The sequence below is a fragment of the Sphingomonas echinoides genome (assembly GCF_029623395.1).
In the GTDB taxonomy this organism is placed as follows: domain Bacteria; phylum Pseudomonadota; class Alphaproteobacteria; order Sphingomonadales; family Sphingomonadaceae; genus Sphingomonas; species Sphingomonas echinoides_A.
Genome location: NZ_JAPYKK010000052.1, coordinates 1 through 20,267, shown reverse-complemented (window position 1 = coordinate 20,267; position 20,267 = coordinate 1). Strand labels below are relative to the sequence as shown.

14 protein-coding genes are annotated in these 20,267 nt (G+C 64.2%); 5 read left to right on the top strand and 9 right to left on the bottom strand.

The features are described from left to right. The 3 genes from QBJ92_RS19430 to QBJ92_RS19420 form a co-directional block, all read right to left on the bottom strand. Positions 1-867: DUF4139 domain-containing protein (locus QBJ92_RS19430; protein ID WP_431358438.1), on the bottom strand; the 867-nt coding region annotated here is incomplete at its 3' end. After that, entirely contained in the window at positions 867-2,282 is a 1,416-nt protein-coding gene (locus QBJ92_RS19425; RefSeq protein WP_277971335.1) for a DUF4139 domain-containing protein, read from the bottom strand. The genes QBJ92_RS19430 and QBJ92_RS19425, both read right to left, overlap by 1 nt. Before the next feature lie 156 nt (positions 2,283-2,438). Beyond that, on the bottom strand, positions 2,439-5,258 hold the full coding sequence (locus tag QBJ92_RS19420; protein WP_277971334.1) for a TonB-dependent receptor: 2,820 nt from the start codon (positions 5,256-5,258) through the stop codon (positions 2,439-2,441). A gap of 322 nt (positions 5,259-5,580) precedes the next feature. Between QBJ92_RS19420 and QBJ92_RS19415 the strand changes: the two genes are divergently transcribed. Both QBJ92_RS19415 and QBJ92_RS19410 read left to right on the top strand, forming a co-directional pair. Further along, entirely contained in the window at positions 5,581-6,447 is an 867-nt protein-coding gene (locus QBJ92_RS19415; RefSeq protein ID WP_277971333.1) for an endonuclease/exonuclease/phosphatase family protein, read from the top strand. Positions 6,448-6,596: 149 nt separating this feature from the next. After that, a complete protein-coding gene (locus QBJ92_RS19410; protein WP_277971332.1) occupies positions 6,597-6,962 on the top strand; it encodes a MerC domain-containing protein in 366 nt (121 codons plus the stop codon). 411 nt (positions 6,963-7,373) lie between these two features. Here the strand turns inward: QBJ92_RS19410 and QBJ92_RS19405 are convergent, their stop codons facing one another. From QBJ92_RS19405 to QBJ92_RS19385, 5 genes are read right to left on the bottom strand one after another with little or no spacing between them, the layout of a single operon-like run. Beyond that, positions 7,374-8,513 (bottom strand): glycoside hydrolase family 76 protein, encoded by a 1,140-nt coding sequence (locus QBJ92_RS19405; protein ID WP_277971331.1) that lies wholly within the window; start codon positions 8,511-8,513, stop codon positions 7,374-7,376. Between the two features lie 38 nt (positions 8,514-8,551). Beyond that, entirely contained in the window at positions 8,552-11,353 is a 2,802-nt protein-coding gene (locus tag QBJ92_RS19400; RefSeq protein ID WP_277971330.1) for a TonB-dependent receptor, read from the bottom strand. Positions 11,354-11,397: 44 nt separating this feature from the next. After that, complete coding sequence (locus QBJ92_RS19395; RefSeq protein WP_277971329.1) at positions 11,398-13,119, bottom strand: class I mannose-6-phosphate isomerase; 1,722 nt, start codon at positions 13,117-13,119, stop codon at positions 11,398-11,400. Further along, positions 13,106-14,035 (bottom strand): ROK family protein, encoded by a 930-nt coding sequence (locus QBJ92_RS19390; RefSeq protein ID WP_277971328.1) that lies wholly within the window; start codon positions 14,033-14,035, stop codon positions 13,106-13,108. The genes QBJ92_RS19395 and QBJ92_RS19390 overlap by 14 nt, the downstream gene beginning before the upstream one ends. Beyond that, entirely contained in the window at positions 14,032-15,378 is a 1,347-nt protein-coding gene (locus QBJ92_RS19385) for a sugar porter family MFS transporter (protein ID WP_277971327.1), read from the bottom strand. The genes QBJ92_RS19390 and QBJ92_RS19385 overlap by 4 nt, the downstream gene beginning before the upstream one ends. Before the next feature lie 304 nt (positions 15,379-15,682). On the opposite strand from QBJ92_RS19385, the gene QBJ92_RS19380 reads away from it, so the two are divergent. Continuing rightward, a complete protein-coding gene (locus tag QBJ92_RS19380) occupies positions 15,683-16,870 on the top strand; it encodes an ROK family transcriptional regulator (protein WP_277971326.1) in 1,188 nt (395 codons plus the stop codon). An 8-nt stretch (positions 16,871-16,878) separates the two neighbouring features. Here the strand turns inward: QBJ92_RS19380 and QBJ92_RS19375 are convergent, their stop codons facing one another. Then, a complete protein-coding gene (locus QBJ92_RS19375; protein ID WP_277971325.1) occupies positions 16,879-18,312 on the bottom strand; it encodes a glycoside hydrolase family 125 protein in 1,434 nt (477 codons plus the stop codon). 307 nt (positions 18,313-18,619) lie between these two features. Here QBJ92_RS19375 and QBJ92_RS19370 point away from each other — a divergent pair, with 307 nt between their 5' ends. Together QBJ92_RS19370 and QBJ92_RS19365 are read left to right on the top strand one after the other, a co-directional pair. Further along, complete coding sequence (locus tag QBJ92_RS19370; protein WP_277971336.1) at positions 18,620-20,029, top strand: glycoside hydrolase family 125 protein; 1,410 nt, start codon at positions 18,620-18,622, stop codon at positions 20,027-20,029. A gap of 53 nt (positions 20,030-20,082) precedes the next feature. Next, positions 20,083-20,267: DUF4964 domain-containing protein (locus tag QBJ92_RS19365; RefSeq protein WP_277971324.1), on the top strand; the 185-nt coding region annotated here is incomplete at its 3' end.

Below are 20,267 nucleotides of genomic sequence, written 5' to 3'. Positions count from 1 at the left end.
CTCCGCTGCTTCGAACGCAGTCGTTCGTAAATCGGACGTCGTCGTGCCAAGCGGATAACAGACCAGCCTGAGGTCGGCAGCGGCGACGGGAATCCGCGCCACTTCCTCCCGATTGAGTCTTCCGGCCACCGCCTGAACCGTGGCGTCCGGGAAGCGTTCGGGGTTGCCGTTGGCGAGCGTTAGCCAAGCGAAAAGATCGAGCGTTTTCCCGTTCGGGGCAAGCGTGCCGACATAGCTGGCGCGCCAGTCGAACCCCGACGCGAGATAGGTCAGCCGCACCGTCACCGTGCGCGATGTCGGCGTATCCGTCGTGACACTCAGCACCGGCGTGTTCGACAGCCCGGCGGGGGCGCCCGCGAACGTGACCCGCTCCGAAAGCCCCGAACAGCGCAGCGTCTCGATGCCGCGCGCCGTTCGCAGGATGACGCCCGGGGTGGGCCCGGCGACGATCGTCGCATCCTCGCTCGTCTGGCGTCCGCTGGCCCGGTCGGTCCGCGTCAGGGTCACTCCCCGCCCGAGCGTGCCGTCGATCAGCGCAGCGGGCGACAATAGTTTGGCATCGCGATTCTTCTCGACCGTGCCGCCGGGCAAGCCATCGATGATCGCGCTGACCGGGACGATCCCCTCGGCGACGCCTTCGAACCGCAGGACCGCCCGACCGCGCGGCAACCGGATTTTCCGGGTCTCGGTGATCATTGCGAACCCCTGGAGGTAGCGCAGGTCGATCGCGCCACGACCATAAGGCGCACGGTAGACCGTCAGGGATATCCGGTCCGGCTTGGGCGAGACGACGACCGCCGTCTGCGCGCCAGCCGGTCGCGCCACGCCAAGCGCCAGCACGGCCGCCAGGAGCAACCGTTGGATCATCAGTAGCGCGTGTCGAACGTCGCGGTGACAATGGTGCTGCCATTGGCTGGGATGGCGACTTGCCATGCCAGCGTGCCGGCATCGCGCCGTTCGCCTTTTGCGCTGTCCGCCACGACTCGTACGTCGGCCCAGTCAAGCCCGGCCTGAAGCAACTCGACCGTCACCGGCTTTGCGCGCGCATTGGTCAATGTGTAGCGCATCGCGGTGCGCCAGCGATTGCCGTTGACGCGGGTACGCGAGACGGTGGTCGGCTTGACCTTGACGTCGAACGCGTCGCCGGTCGGGAGCGCGATCGTCGAGCCTTGCTGGGTATGCTCGATCCGGTTCTCGCCGGTGAACTGCGGCTGGCCGCGCGCATCGCGGGCGTACACGCGAACGACCCCCGCCGGTAAGGCATCCCCAAGCCCCGCCGCGCCCGAATTGGCGAAGCGCAGCACCGATTGCGCGCTGCGCGGCTCGTCCGAACTGCCGAGCCAGCCGTTCTCGAACCGATAGCCAGAGCTTGCCGCCACGCCCTTGGCATCGAGGAAGCTGACCTGTTTGGTCTGCTTGTCGGCAATGGTCGTGCGTTCGGCCAGCGGGTAGAGATAGAAGTCGCCGATCTGTTCGCGACTGGCGCTTTCGGTCCCGGGCGTGAAGGTCGTCTGGCGGCGGGATCTTGTGATCGACGTTCCGTTCATCTCGTCGGAGCCGCCGACCTCGCCCGCAACGAGCAGTGTCTTCGCGGCGGTGAACGTCGTGCCACTTGTGTTGCGCAGCGTGATCCAGCCCTGGACGTCGACCTTGCCGCTCTTGTCGTCGAACAGCGCGACGTAATCCGCGTTCCAGCCAAGACCCCGGCTGAGATAGGACAGCGTCGCGGGGCGACTGCCGGCCCGGTTGCTCGCGAGCGTTACCGTCAGCGTCGGTCGCGCGAGCAAAGCATCCGGAACGCGGTCGAAGATCGCGCGGACGGGAAGACCGTCGTCGCGCAGCACTTCGATATGTCCGTTGACCTCGATCACGACGCCGCCGTTCACCGCCAGCACCTTTGCGCGGTCGCGCGTTTCGGCACCCGTCGCGGGGTTGGTGCGCACCAACGTGATCGTTTCGCCGATCGCTTTCTCCATCAAGCTGGACGGGGTCAGCAGGTCGTAATCGAAATTCTGTTCGACGATCGTGGCATCGGGCACCGTGAGCGAGACGGTCTCCGGACGGATCGCTGCACTGACGTCGGGGAAGCTTTGCCGAACCGGGCCCTTGGTAAGCGACAGCGTCCGGACATCTTGCACCAGCGCGATGTCGCTATTGTAGATTGTTACCGAAAGGTCGCCTTGCGCACTGGCAGAGTTCGTCCCCGCGACTTGCTGCGCGGGAAGCGCCGCGGGTATGATTGCTGCCACCGCGTAAGCCGCAGTCCACACGCCTGTTCTCATCGCTCCCCCCTTTATGTGGCATCGAGCAGACAGAAAATCCCGGTGTGATGCAACTGTCTTGTGACAGCCGGTGCCGATCCTTGTCGCGAAGAGACGCGGATAATGCTGCGTCGATAAAACGGCCGCCGGTACCCTGCAGTACCGGCGGCCAGGAACTTACATCTTCATCGTCAGGCTGAACTGAAGCACGCGACCGGTATTCATGTAGCCGCCGTTGCGATCGTTCGAGATGTAGCGCTCGGATTTTCCGACCGTCGCCCAGTAAGTGTGCTGGTCGAGCAGGTTCCGTGCGGCGACACCGACTTCGAGCGTGTCGGTTGCCGCAAACGCGATACCAAAGTTCAGTTCGCCGACCGGCTGGACGTAGATGTCCGGCTGGCTGTCCTGAACCGTCGCCAGGAAACGACCGGTGTAATTGTACGAGAGATTGGTCCGGAACCGTCCATCGGCATAGAAGACTTCGGCATTGTAGATCAGGTCTGGCGCCTGTGGCAGGCTCGTGCGCCGGTTGTCGGTAGCGGAAATCTGATAGTTCGCTTCGGTCTGCTGGAAGGTGATGTTGCCGCTGACCCCGAAATTGCCGAGGAATTTCGAGGTGGTCATATCGCCGATCGTGAAGCGACCCGAAGCCTCGATCCCCTTGGCAGTGCCGCTGCGACCGTTGGCAGGCTGGATCGTAACGATGTTACCAACGGCTTGGCTGATCGAGCGCGTGCCGGTCGGCACGAGGATGTTCTTCAGGTCCTTGTAATACAAGGCGACTTGGAGATACCGCCCAACGCCGGCGTAATATTCGACCCCGGCATCATAACTCCATGCCTCGACTGGCTTAAGGTCGGGGTTCGGCCGCGTGACGGTGATGACACCGTTCGAATCTGCGTCGCTCCGCCGGGTCGGCCCGGCGATCTGGTCGAACCCCGGTCGTGCGTAGCTCGAGCGCACCGCACCGCGCACGACGAACCGGTCGTCGGGCTTCCACGCCGCCAGCAGGCTTGGATCGAGATGGTCGTACTTGCGCCCGGCATTCACGAAGCTGCCGCCGACGCCGTTGGCATTGGTCGAGAAATACTGCGCGTCGAAGCTGTTGTCCTCATACCGGAGCCCAGGCACCACTTCGAGCGTCCCAAGCTTCAGCGTCGCCGTGCCGTAGACCGCCTTGCGCTTTTCGTTCGCCTTCAGCAGCCCCTGGTTGATCACCTGCGGCGACACGGCCGCCTGGTTCACAAATTGACTGACCTGTGAGTCGAGTTGGCCGCGGTCGAGCACCTTGATTCCGCGCGCCGGGTAATAATCGAGAAAGTCCTTCAGGACGTAGCCGAAATACTGATTGATCGACGGTCCTTGTACCGTGCCCGCCTGCAAGGGCGTGCGGAACCGATAGCGCGTGGAGTCGGGCGACAGTGAGCGCCCGTCGCGATCGGAATTCTCGTACAGCCCACCGATCTCAACGCTTGCGAGAAGTCCTGTGCCAGCCCAGCCGAGGCTGCCCTTTACGGTTTTCTTGACCTCCGACAGATAATCATAGCCCTGCTGGACGTAGAGCTGTGTCGGTAGGTCAAGCGAGCCGACATAAGCACTCGCGCCCGGCGACAGGATAGGGCGGGGCGAGCGTGGGTCCGATAAGTCGACGTTCACGCCCTGGGTTGCGGCTCCGGTGTTGCCCGGCGCGCCGTTATACGCGATCCCACGGAACGCCGCCTCGATCCGCTGCGGCTGATCGAACCGTCCATCGGCGTAGGCACCTTCCAACGCCGCGGTAAAGCGGTTCCAATGTGCCTTTCCGCCGACCTGGGCGGAGAACAGTTCCTGCTCGACATCCTCGGTACGGAAATAGCTGGCGGGGTTGATCCCTAGCGGCGTGAAGACCCCGGCGGCGTTATAGGCTTGCGTCGTGCCACCCCCGGTCAGGGCACGGACCGGATTTGAATTCGTCTGCCCGGAGGTCAGTTCGTTGCGCAGGCCCGTCTGGTTCATCGTGTTGGTGTTGAGGTAGGTCGCGTAATTGACGTGCGCGAACAGCTCGACCGGATCGCTGTGGAAATCGAACGAGCCAGTGGCACCATAGCGCTTGATTTCGTTGTTGTAGAAGTTCCACTGGATGCCGTCCGCGGACAAGGCATTGCCGTTGGCGCGTGCAGTGCCGACGTTAAAGTTGGTTGTCCTGTAATCGTTCTGGACTGCGGTCGATTCAGCGGCGTTGGCGCGTTCCTCGTAATAGCCCGCTACATACACGCCGAATTGGTGATCGTTGCCGAACCGGCGGGCGGCGTCGATGCCGACGGCGCCGCCGAAACCCTTCTGCTTGCGGTCGAGCGCAAGCTGCGCACCCTGCGCCAGCACGCGCGCGCGAATGAAATTGGTCGAGAAGTCGAAGGCGGTTGGTGTGCGCAAGTCGACGATACCCGCGATCGAGTCCGAGTCCTTGCTGGCGCCCGGCGTCTTGTCGACCGCGATCGCGCCGACTGCGAAGGGCGAGAACAGGTTGAGCGAAATCGCGCGCGAGCTGCCGGCGACCTGCGGCAGGCGCAGGCCATCGAGCGTGTAGGCGTTGTAGCCGGTGTCGAAGCCGCGGATCGAAACATATTGCGCTTCGCCGGTCGCGCTCTGGTTGCGACCCTGGTCGCGACTGACCGAGATCCCGGGAAGCGTCTTGGCGAGATCGGCGATCCCGGTCTGCGAGTGGATGGCGACGTCGCCGGTGGTAACGATGTCGATCACGCCGACCGCCTTGCGCTCTTCTGCAAGTGCACTTTGTTGGCGACGGCCGTTGACGACGATGTCGCCCGCCAGCGCCTCGCTGGCTGTTTCCGGTGCCGGCTCCGCCGGAACGACACTGGCTGGCTGCGTCTGGGCGAATGCGGCGGTGACCGGTACGCACAGGCCTGCGATTACCAGGGCACTCCAAGCGGTCTGGGTCGACAAAGCAAGCGCGTGCGAACGCTGCCGGCGCACCGGCATCGTGGATTTCGTGATCATGGTTTCCCCCCTGGGATGGTGGTCATGGGCTGAACTGCCCGTTCGAGCTGGCCGATAGGACCGTTTCGATACCGTTTTGTGACAGGCCAAGGGATTTCGGTTCGTCAGGTTGCAATTTAACAAAATTGTTTTCTATATTGCGACGAGGTGATCGATCGGCGCGGCGGAGAAGGGTCGCAAGCGGGAACGGCGACTATGACGGGGGAGGGCGGCATGCGCCTTCGCGTCGTCGGATCCGTCATTGTCACGCAACGTTCGATCGGTATGACATCGGTCCCACGTTTCAGTGGTCGCGTGTCACACCGCCTTGAGGTTTCCCGCTATGCCCATGATGATCTTGCGTCTTTTCGCGGTGTTCGCCGTCCTGCTCGCGGGACCCGGCACGGCACGTACGCCCATTGCCACCGATCTTCGCGTGATGACCTTCAACGTCCGGTATCCAAACCCTGACGATGGACCGAACGTCTGGCCGCGACGCCGCGCAGTGTTCATGCAGACAGTCACCGCGGCGGATCCGGACGTGATCGGCACACAGGAACTGTTCGCATCGCAGGGTGCCGACATCGCTCACGCGCTTCCCGGCTACACGTGGTTCGGGCGAGACCGCCGGGGCGGGCATGCCGACGAACATATGGGGATCTTCTATCGGCGTGATCGCCTGACGCTGATCCACCACGGCGACTTCTGGCTGTCGGAGACACCGTCGGTCGTCGGCAGCATGTCGTGGGGGACGACGTTGCCGCGAATGGTCAATTGGGGCGTGTTCGAAACCCGTGGCAAGGGCAAGCGCCGGTTCGTGCTGTTCGACACGCATTTCGCGCATCGAGACGAGGATGACGGCGCGCGCGAACGGTCCGCAACGCTCCTGATAGAAAAGCTGCGGTCGATTGCGAGCGACCTTCCGGTCGTGCTGACCGGAGACATGAACGCGACGCCCGACAGCAAAGCCTACCACATTCTGGCCGGGCAACTGACCGATGCCTGGGCGACGGCGCCGACACGGCGCGGCCCGGAGCGCACGTTCCATGACTTCACCGGCATCGCAGACCGCCGGATCGACTACATTTTCATGCGCGGTTTCACGTCGCTGCAATCCGAGGTGCGGACCGATCACGTCGGGGCGACCTTTGGATCGGACCATTTCCCGGTGGTCGCGGTGCTCCGGTTTGGAGGGGCGAACGTCCACTGACGCGGCAGGTCCGTGTTGCGCGTGCGAGCGGGATCGAACGGAATGGTGCCGTTCGCGTCCTGAGGTCTTGTCCCGAAGCTTAATGATACTATGTATCATTCGACAAGAACGGTGACTGTGGCACAATGCGACGTATGCGGGCTTACGGAATGGATTGGCTGGATCGCGCGGCGATGGCAGGATCGGCGCTGTGCATGGTACATTGCCTCGCGCTTCCGATCCTGTTGGCAGCGGTCCCGGCGATATCAGCGATCGTAGCCATCCCCGAGAGCTTTCACCGCTGGGTGCTGCTCTTTGCCGCGCCCGCCGCCGCAATCGCGTTGGTGAGTGGCTATGCACGCCACGCTGCGCCCTTGCCTCTGGGTGTCGGTGCGATCGGAATTGGATTGATGGCGTTAGGGGCGTTTGGAGTCCCGGAAGGTCCTGTCGAAATTGGCATGACCGTCATGGGGGGGATGCTGGTCGCGTTCGCACACGTCGCCAACCTGCGATTGCGCCATCGCTGCGGGGTATGACGGAATTTCAATGGTCAATATCGGGTTTTGAGCAACAAGTTCGGGTGATCGACCAGACCACTTTAGGCGGCGTAGTTCACGGGGGATCAGGGACCCCAACCGCTTGCACAGTGGTTTAGGGGTGGGGCTAGCGCTATTTCCGATGCAATGAGCAGCAGATCAGTATTCGCTGACCCGCACCGTATCGAATACCGTGACTCATACGGGAGGCATCATCGCGCGAAATAACGCGATTGCAAGTGGCGGGCAAGGTCGCGATCGGCCGACTTTTGATAAAAACGACTTGACTGCTGCTCGCCGCTTGTTTGTGGGTTCGGGCGGTTCGTTCATACGCGAAGCAAGGACCGTATGCAGCGAGTAGCGTCCGACATTCCGTAAGCGCCAATGCTCACGAACCGTTCCAGTCGTCATCTAATAAAGCAGGGCGAAGTTCCTTGGATTCCAGTGCAGTACAGCTTCGATTTGCACCATGGCTGCGGTATCGATCAGTTCTGCACGCCGGTCAGGAAAGCCCACGATACCCTCGCGGTTGCGGCGGGTAGACCACATACGGTGCGCATAGGCGCGCATGGCATCGCGGTACCGACGCCCGCCGATTTCGTGTTCGAGCAACAACAGGTTCTTGAAGTATATTGCATTGAACGGCGGCGGCTGATCGTCGATGCGGCCGCCCGTGACCAAGTACGTATGACTCGCCGCGGCGATCCTTCTAGCCTCTGCGAGATATTCCGGCTTGCGCGTCGCGCGCCAGAGCAGGACGTTGACGCCCACCGGCACGCCCTGATTGTAGCTCCAGACGCGTTTCTCGATCGCGCCGTTCGTCTTGAGGTGATCGGCGTACAGGCCGTCCGGGCGTTGCAGCGTGGCGTTGGTCCAGTGATAATAACGCAGGGCATCATCGAGATAGCTGCGATCCCCGGTCAGCATGTACAGCCGCACGCCCATCTCTGCGGCCGGCATGTTGGACACGGTATTGCGGTCGCCATTGTCGCTTTTCTGCGTCCAGCGCACGCCGCCGGGTGAGGGCAGGGTCGTGTCGGTCGACCACCCTGACCGGATCAGGTCGAAGATATCGCGGGCGTTGCGGAGCGAAACCGGATCACGCCGGAACAGATGGTGCTGGATCTCGGCGAGCCCGACCCATTCGTTGTCGTCGTAATACAAATCGTCCCCATGACCGAGCGGCGGCAGCACCTTGGCGAGATGTCCGGCGCGCCCGCTCGTCGACGTCTTCGACCAGTACCGCGCCTGTGCGGCGCGGACCTTCGCCAGCGCAGGCGCGAACCGCCGCCCCGTCGTGCCGGGGATCATCGCCAGGTCGAGCAAGGCGATATGCGCCTGGGAGAAGGGCCATTCCGTCGAATAGCGCTCGTCGCGGGGTTCCGGCGGATGGTATTCCCGGTACAGGCCGGTTCCATCCGCCACGGCGAAACACCGCTCCAGCGCGGCATGCCATGCGAGAGGGCGGTCGAGCGTGGCCCCGGCGGTGCCGGGACCACGTTGACCGACCGCCGCAGTGGCGACGACGGAGGCCGATAGGCCCACCGTCATGCCAAGCAGGGTCCGGCGTGATATGCTTTGCCCCGTCATCAGAAACGGAACCGTGCGCCGATCGCGAAGACGCGGCTTTCGTACCGGACATCACGTGGGTAGTTGGCGTTCTCCAGCCCCGGAACCGCGCGCAAGGCGCGATAGGGCGACCCGGTGATGTTGCTGACGTCGAACGTCAGCGTGACGGCTTCGATCGCGGCGACCGATAGCGAGAAATCGAGCCGTTCGATCGGGCGGTTGAACTCGGCGCCGATCAACTGCCCAAGCTGGTCGGTGGCGAAGAAGTTCGTCACCCGCGATCGCCAGTTATACGCCAGCCGTGCGGAAACCGGGCCCTTCTCGTAAATACCGACCGCGTTGTAGCTCCACTTGGAGACGCCCGGTATGTCGCTGTTCTGGCCCGTGGTGCCCAGCGACACCGGCAGTGCCTGCGACGCATCGATATAGGTACCGTTGAGCTGCGTCCCGAACCCGCTGAGCCAGCCGGGCAGGAAATCGAAGAAGGTCTGGAACGCGACCTCGACCCCCTGGAGCCGGCCACTTCCGCCATTCTCGGGCCGGTTGACGACGATCTGGCCATACGGTTCGACCACCGTCGGAACGTTGAGGTTGGTGATGAACCCGTTCACGTCACGCCGGAAGATCGCGCCGGTCAGCGAGCCGGTCTTGGTGAAGTACCACTCCAGCGACGCATCGTAATTCTTTGACTGGATCGGCTGGAGATTGATGTTGCCGCTGTTCCCGGTGATCGGCGGCGTGCCGTTGGGGTTGCCGATCGTGATCGCCGGGTTGAGCTGGCCATATTCCGGGCGCGTCCGGGTTTCCGTCGCGGACAGGCGCAATTGCAGCTTGTCCGAGAACTTGGCGCGGAACGATGCGCTCGGCAGGATGTCCAGATAGTTCTGCCGCGACGTCGTGGTAACCAGCGCGCCGCCTACCAACGCATTGCCGGTCAAATTGGCCTTGGTGTTGACCACGCGCGTGCCGATCACGCCGTCGATGGGGATGCTGCCGACATCGAAGCCATAATGGAACTGGCCGTAGAAGGCGTAGGACCGCTCGACGGCGTCGAGCTGCTCGTTCTGGACGAACGCCGGGATTTCCGATCCCCATTGCGCCAGTTCGCCAAGCGCCGCCGGTGTCCCGATCTGTGCGAGACCGGAGCGGGCGAGATCGCGCAGTGCTTCGATGTTGTCGACGATGCCGCTTCGGGTGGGCGCGTACCATTGGTTCAGCGGAGGCGCTTGGCCGCCGCGGAAGCCGACGTCGATCGGCTGGCCTGTGTCGCCACCCGGGATTGAGGTCAGCGGCAGGGCGAGCGGACGCAGCGTTGCATATCGCCCGCCGCTCCGCAGCCGAGCGTCGCGATCCGTAAACCGGAAACCGACGTCGATCTGCTTGATGACCGGCAGTTCGGTCTGCAGCTTCAGGTCGGTGCGCCACTGGATCCCCTTGCCGGTCGCGAGCGATCGGCGGTCGTAGATGCCGCGCAGGATATAGTTGGATCCGTTGTTCGCGTCGAAGCCGGGAAGGCCCAGCGCAGGTCCACCGTCCTTGCCGCCGATGTCGAACACGATCGATGCCGCCTGCGCCTGCGCCGGGGCAAAATCGAAGTTGTAGTCGGTATATTCGGCCTTCGAGTCCGTATAGGCGAAGTCGGTCGTGATCGTGGCGCGATCGCTCTTCCACGATCCGCCGATCGCGCCCTGATACGCATTGGTGCGACCCGCGCGCGTGCTGCGCGAGAAGTCGATGTTCCTGCCGTTCGCGAAATCGGGGGTCGCCGTGACGCTGCTGAGCGTGCCCGGCGCGTCGGGGTTGCGGACGATGTTGCTCAGCGCGGGATTGTCGTTGACCAGGTTGAGGCCGGCGAAATCATTGGCAACGTCGGTCCGCGCGCCCTGGAAGAGGCCGTCGATGTAGAATTCGAGCCGGTCGTTGGGGCGCCATTGCAGGGTGCCGTTGACGGACGGCCGCCAGCGCTTGCCGCGATCGTAATAGACGCCGGCAGACTCGGGGAGCACGAAGTCGCGCGCGCCCGCGACGGGTTGCGCGGCGTTGGGCGCGACAATGTTGCCGTTGATGAAGCGCGACGACGTCTGGTAATGGAGCTGGGTGTACGACACGTTGATCAGCGCGCCGATCTGCCCGATGCCGGTGTCCCAGCGGTCGGTGACGAGCACGTTGAAGTTGGGATCGAACGTCTTCGCCTGATCGCCGTACGTGCCGCGCACTGCGCCCGCGATCTGGAACCCGGAGAAATCGAACGGACGCCGCGACCGCACGTTGATCAGACCGGCAATGCCGCCCTCGATCTGATCCGCGCTCGTCGTCTTGTAGACTTCCAGGCCAGCGAGCGCGCCCGCCGGGAAATCCTGCAGGGCGACGTTGCGTTGCTCGGCGGTGAACATCTCCCGCCCGTTGAAGGTGGTGGTGAGGTTGGGGAGGCCGCGAACCTGCACGCCGCCGGCCTCGTCGCTGCTGCGGTTGACTTGAACGCCGGTGATGCGCGCCAGCGCCTCGGATGCGTTGTTGTCGGGCAGCTTGCCGATATCCTCGGCGACGACCGCGTCGACGATCTGGTCGGAATCGCGTTTCAGCGTCTGAGCCGACTGGAGGCTGCGGCGCAGCCCGGTGACGACGATGTCGCCGGAAGCGGGTTCCGCGGCGACCGCACCGTCGGCGGCGGCTGGCGGGCCGGCTTCCGCAGGCGTCGCATCGCTTTGCGCCGTGGGCTGCGGCGGGGTTGCGGGTGTCGTCTGCGCGGCGCTGGCGGTGCTCCATAGCGACGCGGCGGCGAGCGCGATGGTGGAAACGACCAGTCGGTCGATGGCTCTCATATGTTCTCTCCCTGTGTAGATTATCGTTTTGTAATGTCAGTGATTCAGTCGTGCGGACGAACGTATGCCCGCATCACGGCGCAGCGGTCTCCGTCCCCGTCGAGCGACCGCAGACGGTAAGCGCCGACGTCGGCGGGGATGATGAAGGTCTCGCCGTAATGGACTTCGTACGGCGCGAAGGCCCCGGACGGGCTTTCAACGACGGCGGCGGTGCCCGCGACGAGGTTGAGGACGTTGAGGTTCCGGTCGGTGTTGAGGTCGACGCTGGACGTGAACCAGATCCGCTCGGTCTCGATGAATTCGAGATGGTGCAATCCGGTGCGCTCCCGCTTCCAGTCCGAGCCTTCGGCTATCGTGGTGACCTGATTGACGAGTTCGTCGCGCGTGAAGGCCTCGCGCCGCGACCAGTCGATGTTCGCGAGACCGTGCTCGAGGTGGATCGGCCGAGGGCGACCGTCGAGACCGAGCCGCTCCCAGTCCCACAGCTTGAAGGTGAAAATGTAGGGGGTCGCGCTGATCTCCAGCACCATCGCATTGCTGCCGGAGCAATGGACGGTCCCGGCGGGGATCAGGAAGTGATCGTGTTTCCGCGCGAGGATCCGGTTGACGAATGCGTCGACATCGGGGGCAGGGCCGCCGTTCTGCGCCGCGGTGAAGGTTTCGGCGAACACCGCAGGATCGGCGGCGTCGGTCAGCCCGAGGTAGACGACCGCATCGTCGCCCGCATCGAGCATGTAATAGCTCTCGTCCTGCGTGTAGCGCAGGTTGAAGGCGTCGTGCGCATAGTCGTGCTGCGGATGGACCTGTAGCGACAGGTTCCCGCCCCCCATCGTGTCCAGCATGTCGAACCGGATCGGGAACTCCGCACCGAACCGTGCGACAATGGCGGGGCCCAGCAGCATCTCCGGTCTGAGCCGGACGAGATCGAGCGCCGGGATCTCGAACCGGCGATCGCCGAAGCCGAGCAGCAGGCTGTTCTCCTCCGGCACGCAGTCGAAGCACCAGGCGTAATTGGGAGGCCCGTCGGGCAGGTCGAACTGCGACCGCATCCACTGGCCGCCCCACGGACCGGCGTCGAAGAACGGCACGACCCGCAAGGGACGGTGGACCGCGAGATCGAGCGCGCGAAGGTACGTCGCGGTACTGACCATCCGGGGGTCGGGACCGTTCATCTCGATGACGAACTGCGTGGCAGGCAGCAGGTCGTATTTGATTTTGTCTCCGACGCGCCAATCGACGAAGAAGGCGCGGCGATACAAATCGGCAGCGCGGGTTCCGGCATTGCGGCTCCCGAGGTTGGCGATCTGTCCACGGCGCTGGCGTAGCTGCAATTCCCATCGTGCCATCGAGACGTAGATCGCTGCTTGGTAGGACGGCAGGATCGTCGCGGCGCCCGGGCCAACCACTATCGTTCGCCGATCGGTCGCGCGGGTGGAACGCCAGGTCTCGATCCTAGCAAGATCGAGGAAGGCATCGATGCCGACGGTCTCGAACCGCGCGAAGACCGGATCGGTGCCGAGGTGCGTCGCGACCTCCGCATCGATCACGTTGGGGGCCTTGAACAGCGATGCCGTGTCGACGACCAGCGTGTCGGGATAGGACGCGCGCATTGCAGCGATGACGTCCGCCACCGGCGCACCCGGATAGCATTCGATGCAGAGATCGCCCGCGTCGGGGAGGAGGGGGATGATCTCGGACCATCCGACCGCACACTGTGCGGGCTGGTCGTCGACCTGCACTACGGGCTGCTTGTCATAGCTGGTCATGGCGGTCCTCCCACAGCGGGGTGGCGGCGAGCAACGCCGCGTCGGATCCAAGCGCGCCACGCACCACGACCGGTGGCGCGCCGAGGCACCAGACGTGTTGGCGGACATGGTTCTGGATGAAGGGCACGACTTCCGCCGCCGCCGCCGCGCCTCCGGTAACGAGCACGTACGAAGCGTCGTAAGCGGTGACGAGATTGAGTGCGACGGTCGCCCAGGCGTTCAGGCAGATCGCGCGAACGGCTTGCGCGCCGTCGTCGCCCGCCCGCGCCAGATCGAGCACCGCCTTGAGGTCGGGGTTGGCCAGCGCGTGGAGGCGGCCTCGCCCGGGCAAGGCGGCGATTAGGCCGGGCAGGGCCCAGGTCGACGCGATCGCTTCGGCACATCCGATATTGCCGCACCGGCAGAGCGGCCCATCGGTGTCGATCGTCATATGCCCCGCAAGCACCGACGCGTGGCCGGTCCGGCCGCGCACGATCGTTCCCCCCATCAGTGCGGCGGATCCGATCCCGGTTCCGAGACCCAGCAGAACGGCATCGTCCTGACCGATCAGCGCGCCGTAGGTTCGTTCGCCGAGCAGCGCCATGCGGCCATCGACCTCGAGCATGATCGGCAGGTCGAGATGCGCCTTCGCCCAGCCGGCAAAGTCGAACCCGACCGCATCCTCATATTTGCCGGTTGGCGTGGAGACGACCTGGCCCGAGCGCGGATCGATCAGCCCCGGAAACGCCACCGCGACACCCGCTACCGCGTGCCCCGTGCGCAGGTCGGCAAGGATGCGCTGGAGTTCGGGCAGCAGCGTTTCGAGGGTCGGGGTCGCCGGGACCGCGATCTGGGCACGCCGTTCCACCACGCCGCTGCGGACTAGCGCGCATGCGATATGGGAGCCGCCGATGTCGATCGCCAGATAGCGGTTCATGCGGCGACGCCGGGGCGTGCGCGGTGCATCCGGCGTTCGATTTCTTCGAGCGAGGCTTCCTTCGTCTCGGGAAACAGGCGGAACACGAGGACGCATTGCACCACCATGCAGACCGCGAAGAAGGCGAACGGGATTGCCGGCGACATCGCGGCGGCGACCGGAAAGACCGCCGATACGATCGCGTCGAACAGCCACACCGTTCCGGCGCCCAGCGCCTGTCCCGCGGCACGGAAGCGCGCGGGGAAGATCTCGCTCATATAGACCCAGATTACCGCGCCCTGCGACGTCGCGAACGCCGCGATGAAGCAGACGAGGACACCGACCATCAGATATTTCGGGAGGATCCCGAGCATGATTGCGGTCGCGGCCGTCAGCAGGACGGCCATCGCAGCCCCGCCGACCAGAAGCAGCGGTCTGCGCCCGACCCGGTCGATCAGCATCATGCCGACGATGGTGAAGACGAGGTTCGCCACCCCGACCGCGATCGCCTGCAGGTTCGCGGATACTTGCGCGAAGCCGGCGGCCGCAAAGATGTCGTTCAGATAGTAGAGGATCGCGTTGATCCCGGTCAGCTGATTGAGCGCACCGATGATGATCGCGAGGACCATGGGGCGACGCGCTTCGGCCCAGAGCGAGGCGAGGGAAACCTTGCTGCCCGTAGCGGCGGGAACGATTTCTTCCCGGATTGGGGCATGTCCATAGAGGCTGAGCGATGCCGCTGCGGCTTCGTCGGAGCGGCCTCGAACGATTAGCCAGCGTGGGCTGTCGGGCACCCGGATCATCAGGAACTGGAAGATCGCTGCCGGCAGTGCGGTCCAGCCGAGCTTCCACCGCCAGGCGATCGCGGGGTCGGTCACTACGGCATCGATCGCGGCATTGCAGACATAGGCCAGCAGGATTCCGATCACGATGCTGACCTGAAAGCCGCCGACGATCGCGCCGCGGCGGGCAGCGGGCGCTATCTCGGCAAGGTAAATCGGCGCGAGCACCGATGACGCTCCGATCGCGATCCCTGCCATGATCCGGAACGCGAGCAGCGGATACCATCCCCACGCCAGCGCGCAGCCGAGACCGGAAATCAGGTAGAGCGCAGCGGCCCAGCGCAGGCCGGATCGTGCACCGCGCCGATCGCCGAAAATGCCCGCTGCGGCGGCGCCGAACATCGTGCCGACCAGCGCGGAGGAGACCGTTATGCCAAGCGCGGCGGCCGATAGATCATACTCGAGGCGAAGGGCATCCGTCACGCCCGAGATGACTGCGGTATCGAAGCCGAACAGCAGACCAGACAAAGATACGGCAACGACGACAGACATCAAGGTCGTGCGTGCTGCTCCAGTGTCCATCTGCGCCTCTCCTCTCAAACGGGGGGGCGCCTACGTCGGACGAACCTCCTCCCTTCTCATGCAATCGAGATGTCCCTCCCATCGCCGCTAAGCGTTGCGATGAGTGACACCCTGATTTCATGGCGCTTTTCCTCCAACAAAGTGACCTCGTCAATAAAAAAGAAACTTTCTAGATTATTAGTAGAAGCGTAGTTCGGTAGGCGTTAGGCATCGGAGGCCTTCCGGTACTTCACCGTTCGGGAGGGGTGGGGTAATCGTGCGCCGCTTTCGCCGGTGGCGCCGGCATTGAAGGATCCACCATGGCATGCGAAGGCCGCTGATGATCGACGATAGCAGTCAGCCGCAGGGACCGGCGCTTCATGGTACGAACCCGGCCCGTGCGGGCGCACGAAACGAGCGCATCGTGCTCGAGGCAATCCAGCGTGCGGGGGAATGTACGCGGCTGGAACTCGCCAAGCAGACCGGACTGTCTGCTGCCGCAATCGCCAACATCACGCAGCGGCTGTTCGACCGGAACTTCATCTTCGAGAAGGGGCGACGTACCGGCGTTCGGGGGATGCCCGCGATCCGGCTGGCGGTCGATCCGGATGGCTGCTTCAGTCTCGGGGTCAACATCGATCGCGATCACATTAGCATTGTTGCGCTGGATCTGACCGGTTCCGTACGGGCACGCTACACGCAGGAAACCGACTATGCGTCGCCAGAGCAGGTTCTCGCGTTCCTTCGCGACAGGGTCGCCGATTTGCTTGCGCAGAAACTGGTGCTGCCGGATCGCATCATCGGGCTCGGCGTGGCGCTTCCCGGGGGGTTGGGCCGGGTCGACTTGCCCGGACGCCCTGCGGACTATGCGCAATGGGACACGGTGGATCTCCCCGCCTTGTTCGCCGAACTGGGGCCGTGGCCGATCCTGATCGAGAACGATGCGGCGGCGGCGGCGATCGGCGAGGCGCGGTTTGGCAGCGGATTGATCCACCGCAGCTTCTTCTACATCCTGCTCTCCGCTGGCCTCGGCGGCGGGATGGTGGTGGATGGAAGCTATTATCAGGGCGCGACCGGCCGCGCCGGGCGTATCGGCTTTCTGAACGACGGCGATGGAAAGTCGCTTCAGTCGATCGCGTCGCTCTCCGCCTTGCGGGCGGACCTCGTTGCGCGGGACTTCGCCAACATCGCGCCGACCGACCTGATGAGCAGCGGGCCCGTTGTCCTCGACTTGGTCCGGGCGTGGATCGAACGGGCGGCCGATGCGCTCGCGCAACCGATCGGCACGATCAACTGCCTGATCGATCCCGGCGCAATCGTGATCGGGGGCAGGCTGCCGCTGCCGCTCATCGATGAACTGGCGGAGGCGGTCGCGCGACGGGTCAGCAGCATCGACGACCAGATCGTCCCGACGGTTCCGGTCCTTACCGCGCAACTCGCCGCCGACGCGCCTGCGCTCGGCGCGGCGATCCTGCCGTTCAACGATCTCGTCTTCCAGTCGCCGACCGAGTAACGCCCGGTCTAATACCGCTCCGCCAGGAGTTTCGGATGCTTCTTCGCCAGTTCGGCGATCATCATGCCGAACATGCCGTTGACCCAAGCGAACCACGGACGCGTGAATTTGGCTGGATCGTCCTTGTCGAAGGATTCATGCATGAAGCCCGTGCCCGCATGCGTCGCCTTCAGGTCGCGCAGGCACGCGCGGATCACGGCTTCATCCGTTGACACCATTGCGCGCGCGATGATCGCCATCGGCCAGACCTTGTCCAATCCCATGTGCGGACTGCCGATGCCGCTGGCGGCCTTGCCCTGCACGAAGAACGGATTGCGTGGGCTCCAGGCGAGCGCCGCAGTGCGCTGATACAGCGGATCCTGCGCATCGGCGGCCTCGATCAGCGGCAGTCCGTACAGGCTGGGGATCCCGGCATCGTCGGCAAACAGCCAGTTGCCGAACCCGTCCACCTCATACGCCCAGACCTTTCCGCCCTGTCCGTCGGGTACGATCGCATGCGCGCGCAGGGCAGCCTCGACTTCATTCGCCAGCGCCTCCGCATCGCTTGCCGCCGCACTGTCCCCGCGCGCCTCGCGGTGGACGCGGGCGACCTGGCGGAGGCTCGATACGGCGAACAGGTTGGCGGGAACGAGGAAGGGATACACGCAGGCGTCGTCGGACGGTCGGAACATCGAATGGATCAGCCCGACCTTGCGCGAAGGGGGACCATATCCGTCGAGCATCAGGCTGTCGGTCGGGATCTTGGTCAGCCGTTGATAGGTGTACGGGCCAGGGCCGGTCTTGCGCTGCTGCTCGCGAAAGGTGCTGACGATCAGCTTGGCGGACTTAGCCCAGATGGCGTCGAACGGCGTCTTGTCCCGCGTGACCTGCCAGTAATCATGCGCGAGGCGCATCGGGTAACAAAGCGAGTCGATTTCCCATTTGCGCTGCGCGACGCCGGGTTTCATCTCGGTCGCGTCGAGTGTCGCGGAATCGAGGTTCGATTTGGCGTTCGGGTCACGGACGAAGGCGTTTGCGTAGGGATCGATCAGGATGCAGCGTGCTTGCCGCTGGATCAGGCCATGCACCATCATCCGTAGCGCGGAGTCGTCGCGCATCAGGTGCGTATAGGGCTCGACCTGTACCGAACTGTCGCGAAGCCACATCGCGTCGATGTCGCCGGTGATCACGAACGTGTCCGGCCTGCCGTCGCTCGACCCTGCGAACACCGTCGTGTCGAGCGTGTTGGGGTAGCAATTCTCGAAGATCCAGGCGATTTCCGGGTCGGCGATGCGCGCCTTGATCCGGGACAATTCGCGTTCCACCGATCGGCTGAGAAACTTGCGATCCCGGACCGGCGGCCGTTGGCTGACGAAGGTCGCGGCAAGCGCGGGTTGCGGTGCGATCGTCGAAATCGTCAAGGCGCCGGCGGCGGCCAACACATCGCGTCGGGTGACGGGCATGGAACTCTCCCTGTTTCGGCAAGCGCTCCGGCCTGCCCATAGTCTTCTCGCTACGCACGTCGTGTGGCACCGAGGTCGAGAAGTCGCAATTAAAAAAACAAGTAAGTTTAAGATTGCTTGACGGTCGAGATGCGGGGCGACACAGTGTGGTCAAATGCTGCCTAACCAGGTGCATTGGTTGGTTTTTCGATCGTAGCCTCTAACGGCCGCGGTCTCGCAAGACGGTTGGCTCGTGTCGGCCCGAGAATGGAGGAGGGGATATGCGCGCATTCTTTCGGACAATCGCGCCGGGCGGCGATCTGACGTGCTGATCGACCGCAGAACGATGCTGTTCGCCACCGCCGCACTGGCCGTGCACCCTGCCGCAGCAGCCAGCCCGACGTACGTTTCGCAACGGCCCAAGCTTGCTGATCGCAAGTATCACAGTCCCGCGGTCGAGCGCGAGATCAGCCGGGTCGGACGAATGATCGCGGACCCCAAGCTCGCGTGGATGTTCGAGAATTGCTTCCCCAACACGCTTGATACCACTGTCTTGTCGGTGACGGCGGACGATGCTTTCGTCATCACCGGGGACATACCGTGTCTCTGGCTGCGCGATTCCTCGGCACAGCTCAGGCCGTTCCTCCATCTGGCGAAGCGCGACAAGCCGCTGACCGCGCTGTTTCGCGGCCTGATCGCGCGTCAGGCGCGGTGCGTGCTGATCGATCCCTATGCGAACGCGTTCCTGCAGGACCTGGCCGGCCGGTCCGATCTGCCATCGTCCGCGCACGACCTTACGACGATGAAGCCGGGCGTGGCGGAGCGGAAATGGGAGGTGGACTCGCTGTGTTACGTCCTCCGGCTTGCCTCGAGCTATTGGCGGGCGACCGGGGATCGTACGCCCTTCACCGCCGAATGGGCGCAGTCCGCGCGCGCGATCATCCGCACTTTCCGCGAGCAGCAGCGCACCACGGATTCTGGGCCGTACCGCTTCCAGCGTCGTGATACCCAACCGACCGAGACGCAGCTGTGGGGCGTCGGCAATCCCACCCGCAAGGTCGGTCTGATCCACTCGAGCTTTCGTCCGTCGGACGACGCCACGATCCTTCCCTTCTTGATCCCCGCCAACATCTTTGCCGCCAAGACTCTGCGCGAACTGGCCGAAGTGGCGCAGGGGGCGCGTGGTGACGCGGAGCTTGCGCGGGAAGCGGCAACGTTGGCCGGCGAAATCGAGGCCGCGCTTGCCGCTCACGGGCGGATGCGTTTGTCAGATGGGAGCGAAGTGTGGGCGTTCGAGGTCGACGGCTTCGGTAACGCGCTGTTCCTTGACGATTGTTGTGAGCTGTCGCTGTCGGGCCTGTCGTTCCTGGGGTGCGCCCCCGCGAACGATCCGCTCTGGCGGCGGACCGAGGCGGCTGCATGGAGCGATCGCAATCCGTGGTTCGTCCGGGGCAAGGCTGGCGAAGGCCTCGGCGGGCCGCATGCAGGCTTCGACCTGATCTGGCCGATGGCGACAATCGTTCGCGCCTTCTCGAGCAACGATGACGCCCAGATCCGCGCAAGTTTGAAGTCGATCCGCGACACCGACGCCGGGACCGGCTTCATCCATGAAACCTTCCACAAGGACGATCCGAGCAAATTCACGCGACCGTGGTTTGCATGGGCGAACGGTTTGTTCGGCGAACTGATGGTGCATCTGGCCAGTACCAAACCCCATTTGCTCCGTGCAGTGATCTGATGAAGGACGCTCTATCGAAAACGTCCGCTGTCAGGTCGATCGCGCTCCGTACGATGATCGTTGCCATGCTGGGCGGCGCGGTGTTCGCGCAATCGCTCGGCGCGCAGGAACCCGTCACGACCCGCACCCCTGCGACGCCGTTGATCGCGCACGATCCCTATTTCAGCATCTGGAGCTTCGTCGACACGACGACCGAGCAACCGACCCGGCACTGGACGGGAGCGGACCAGCCGATGAC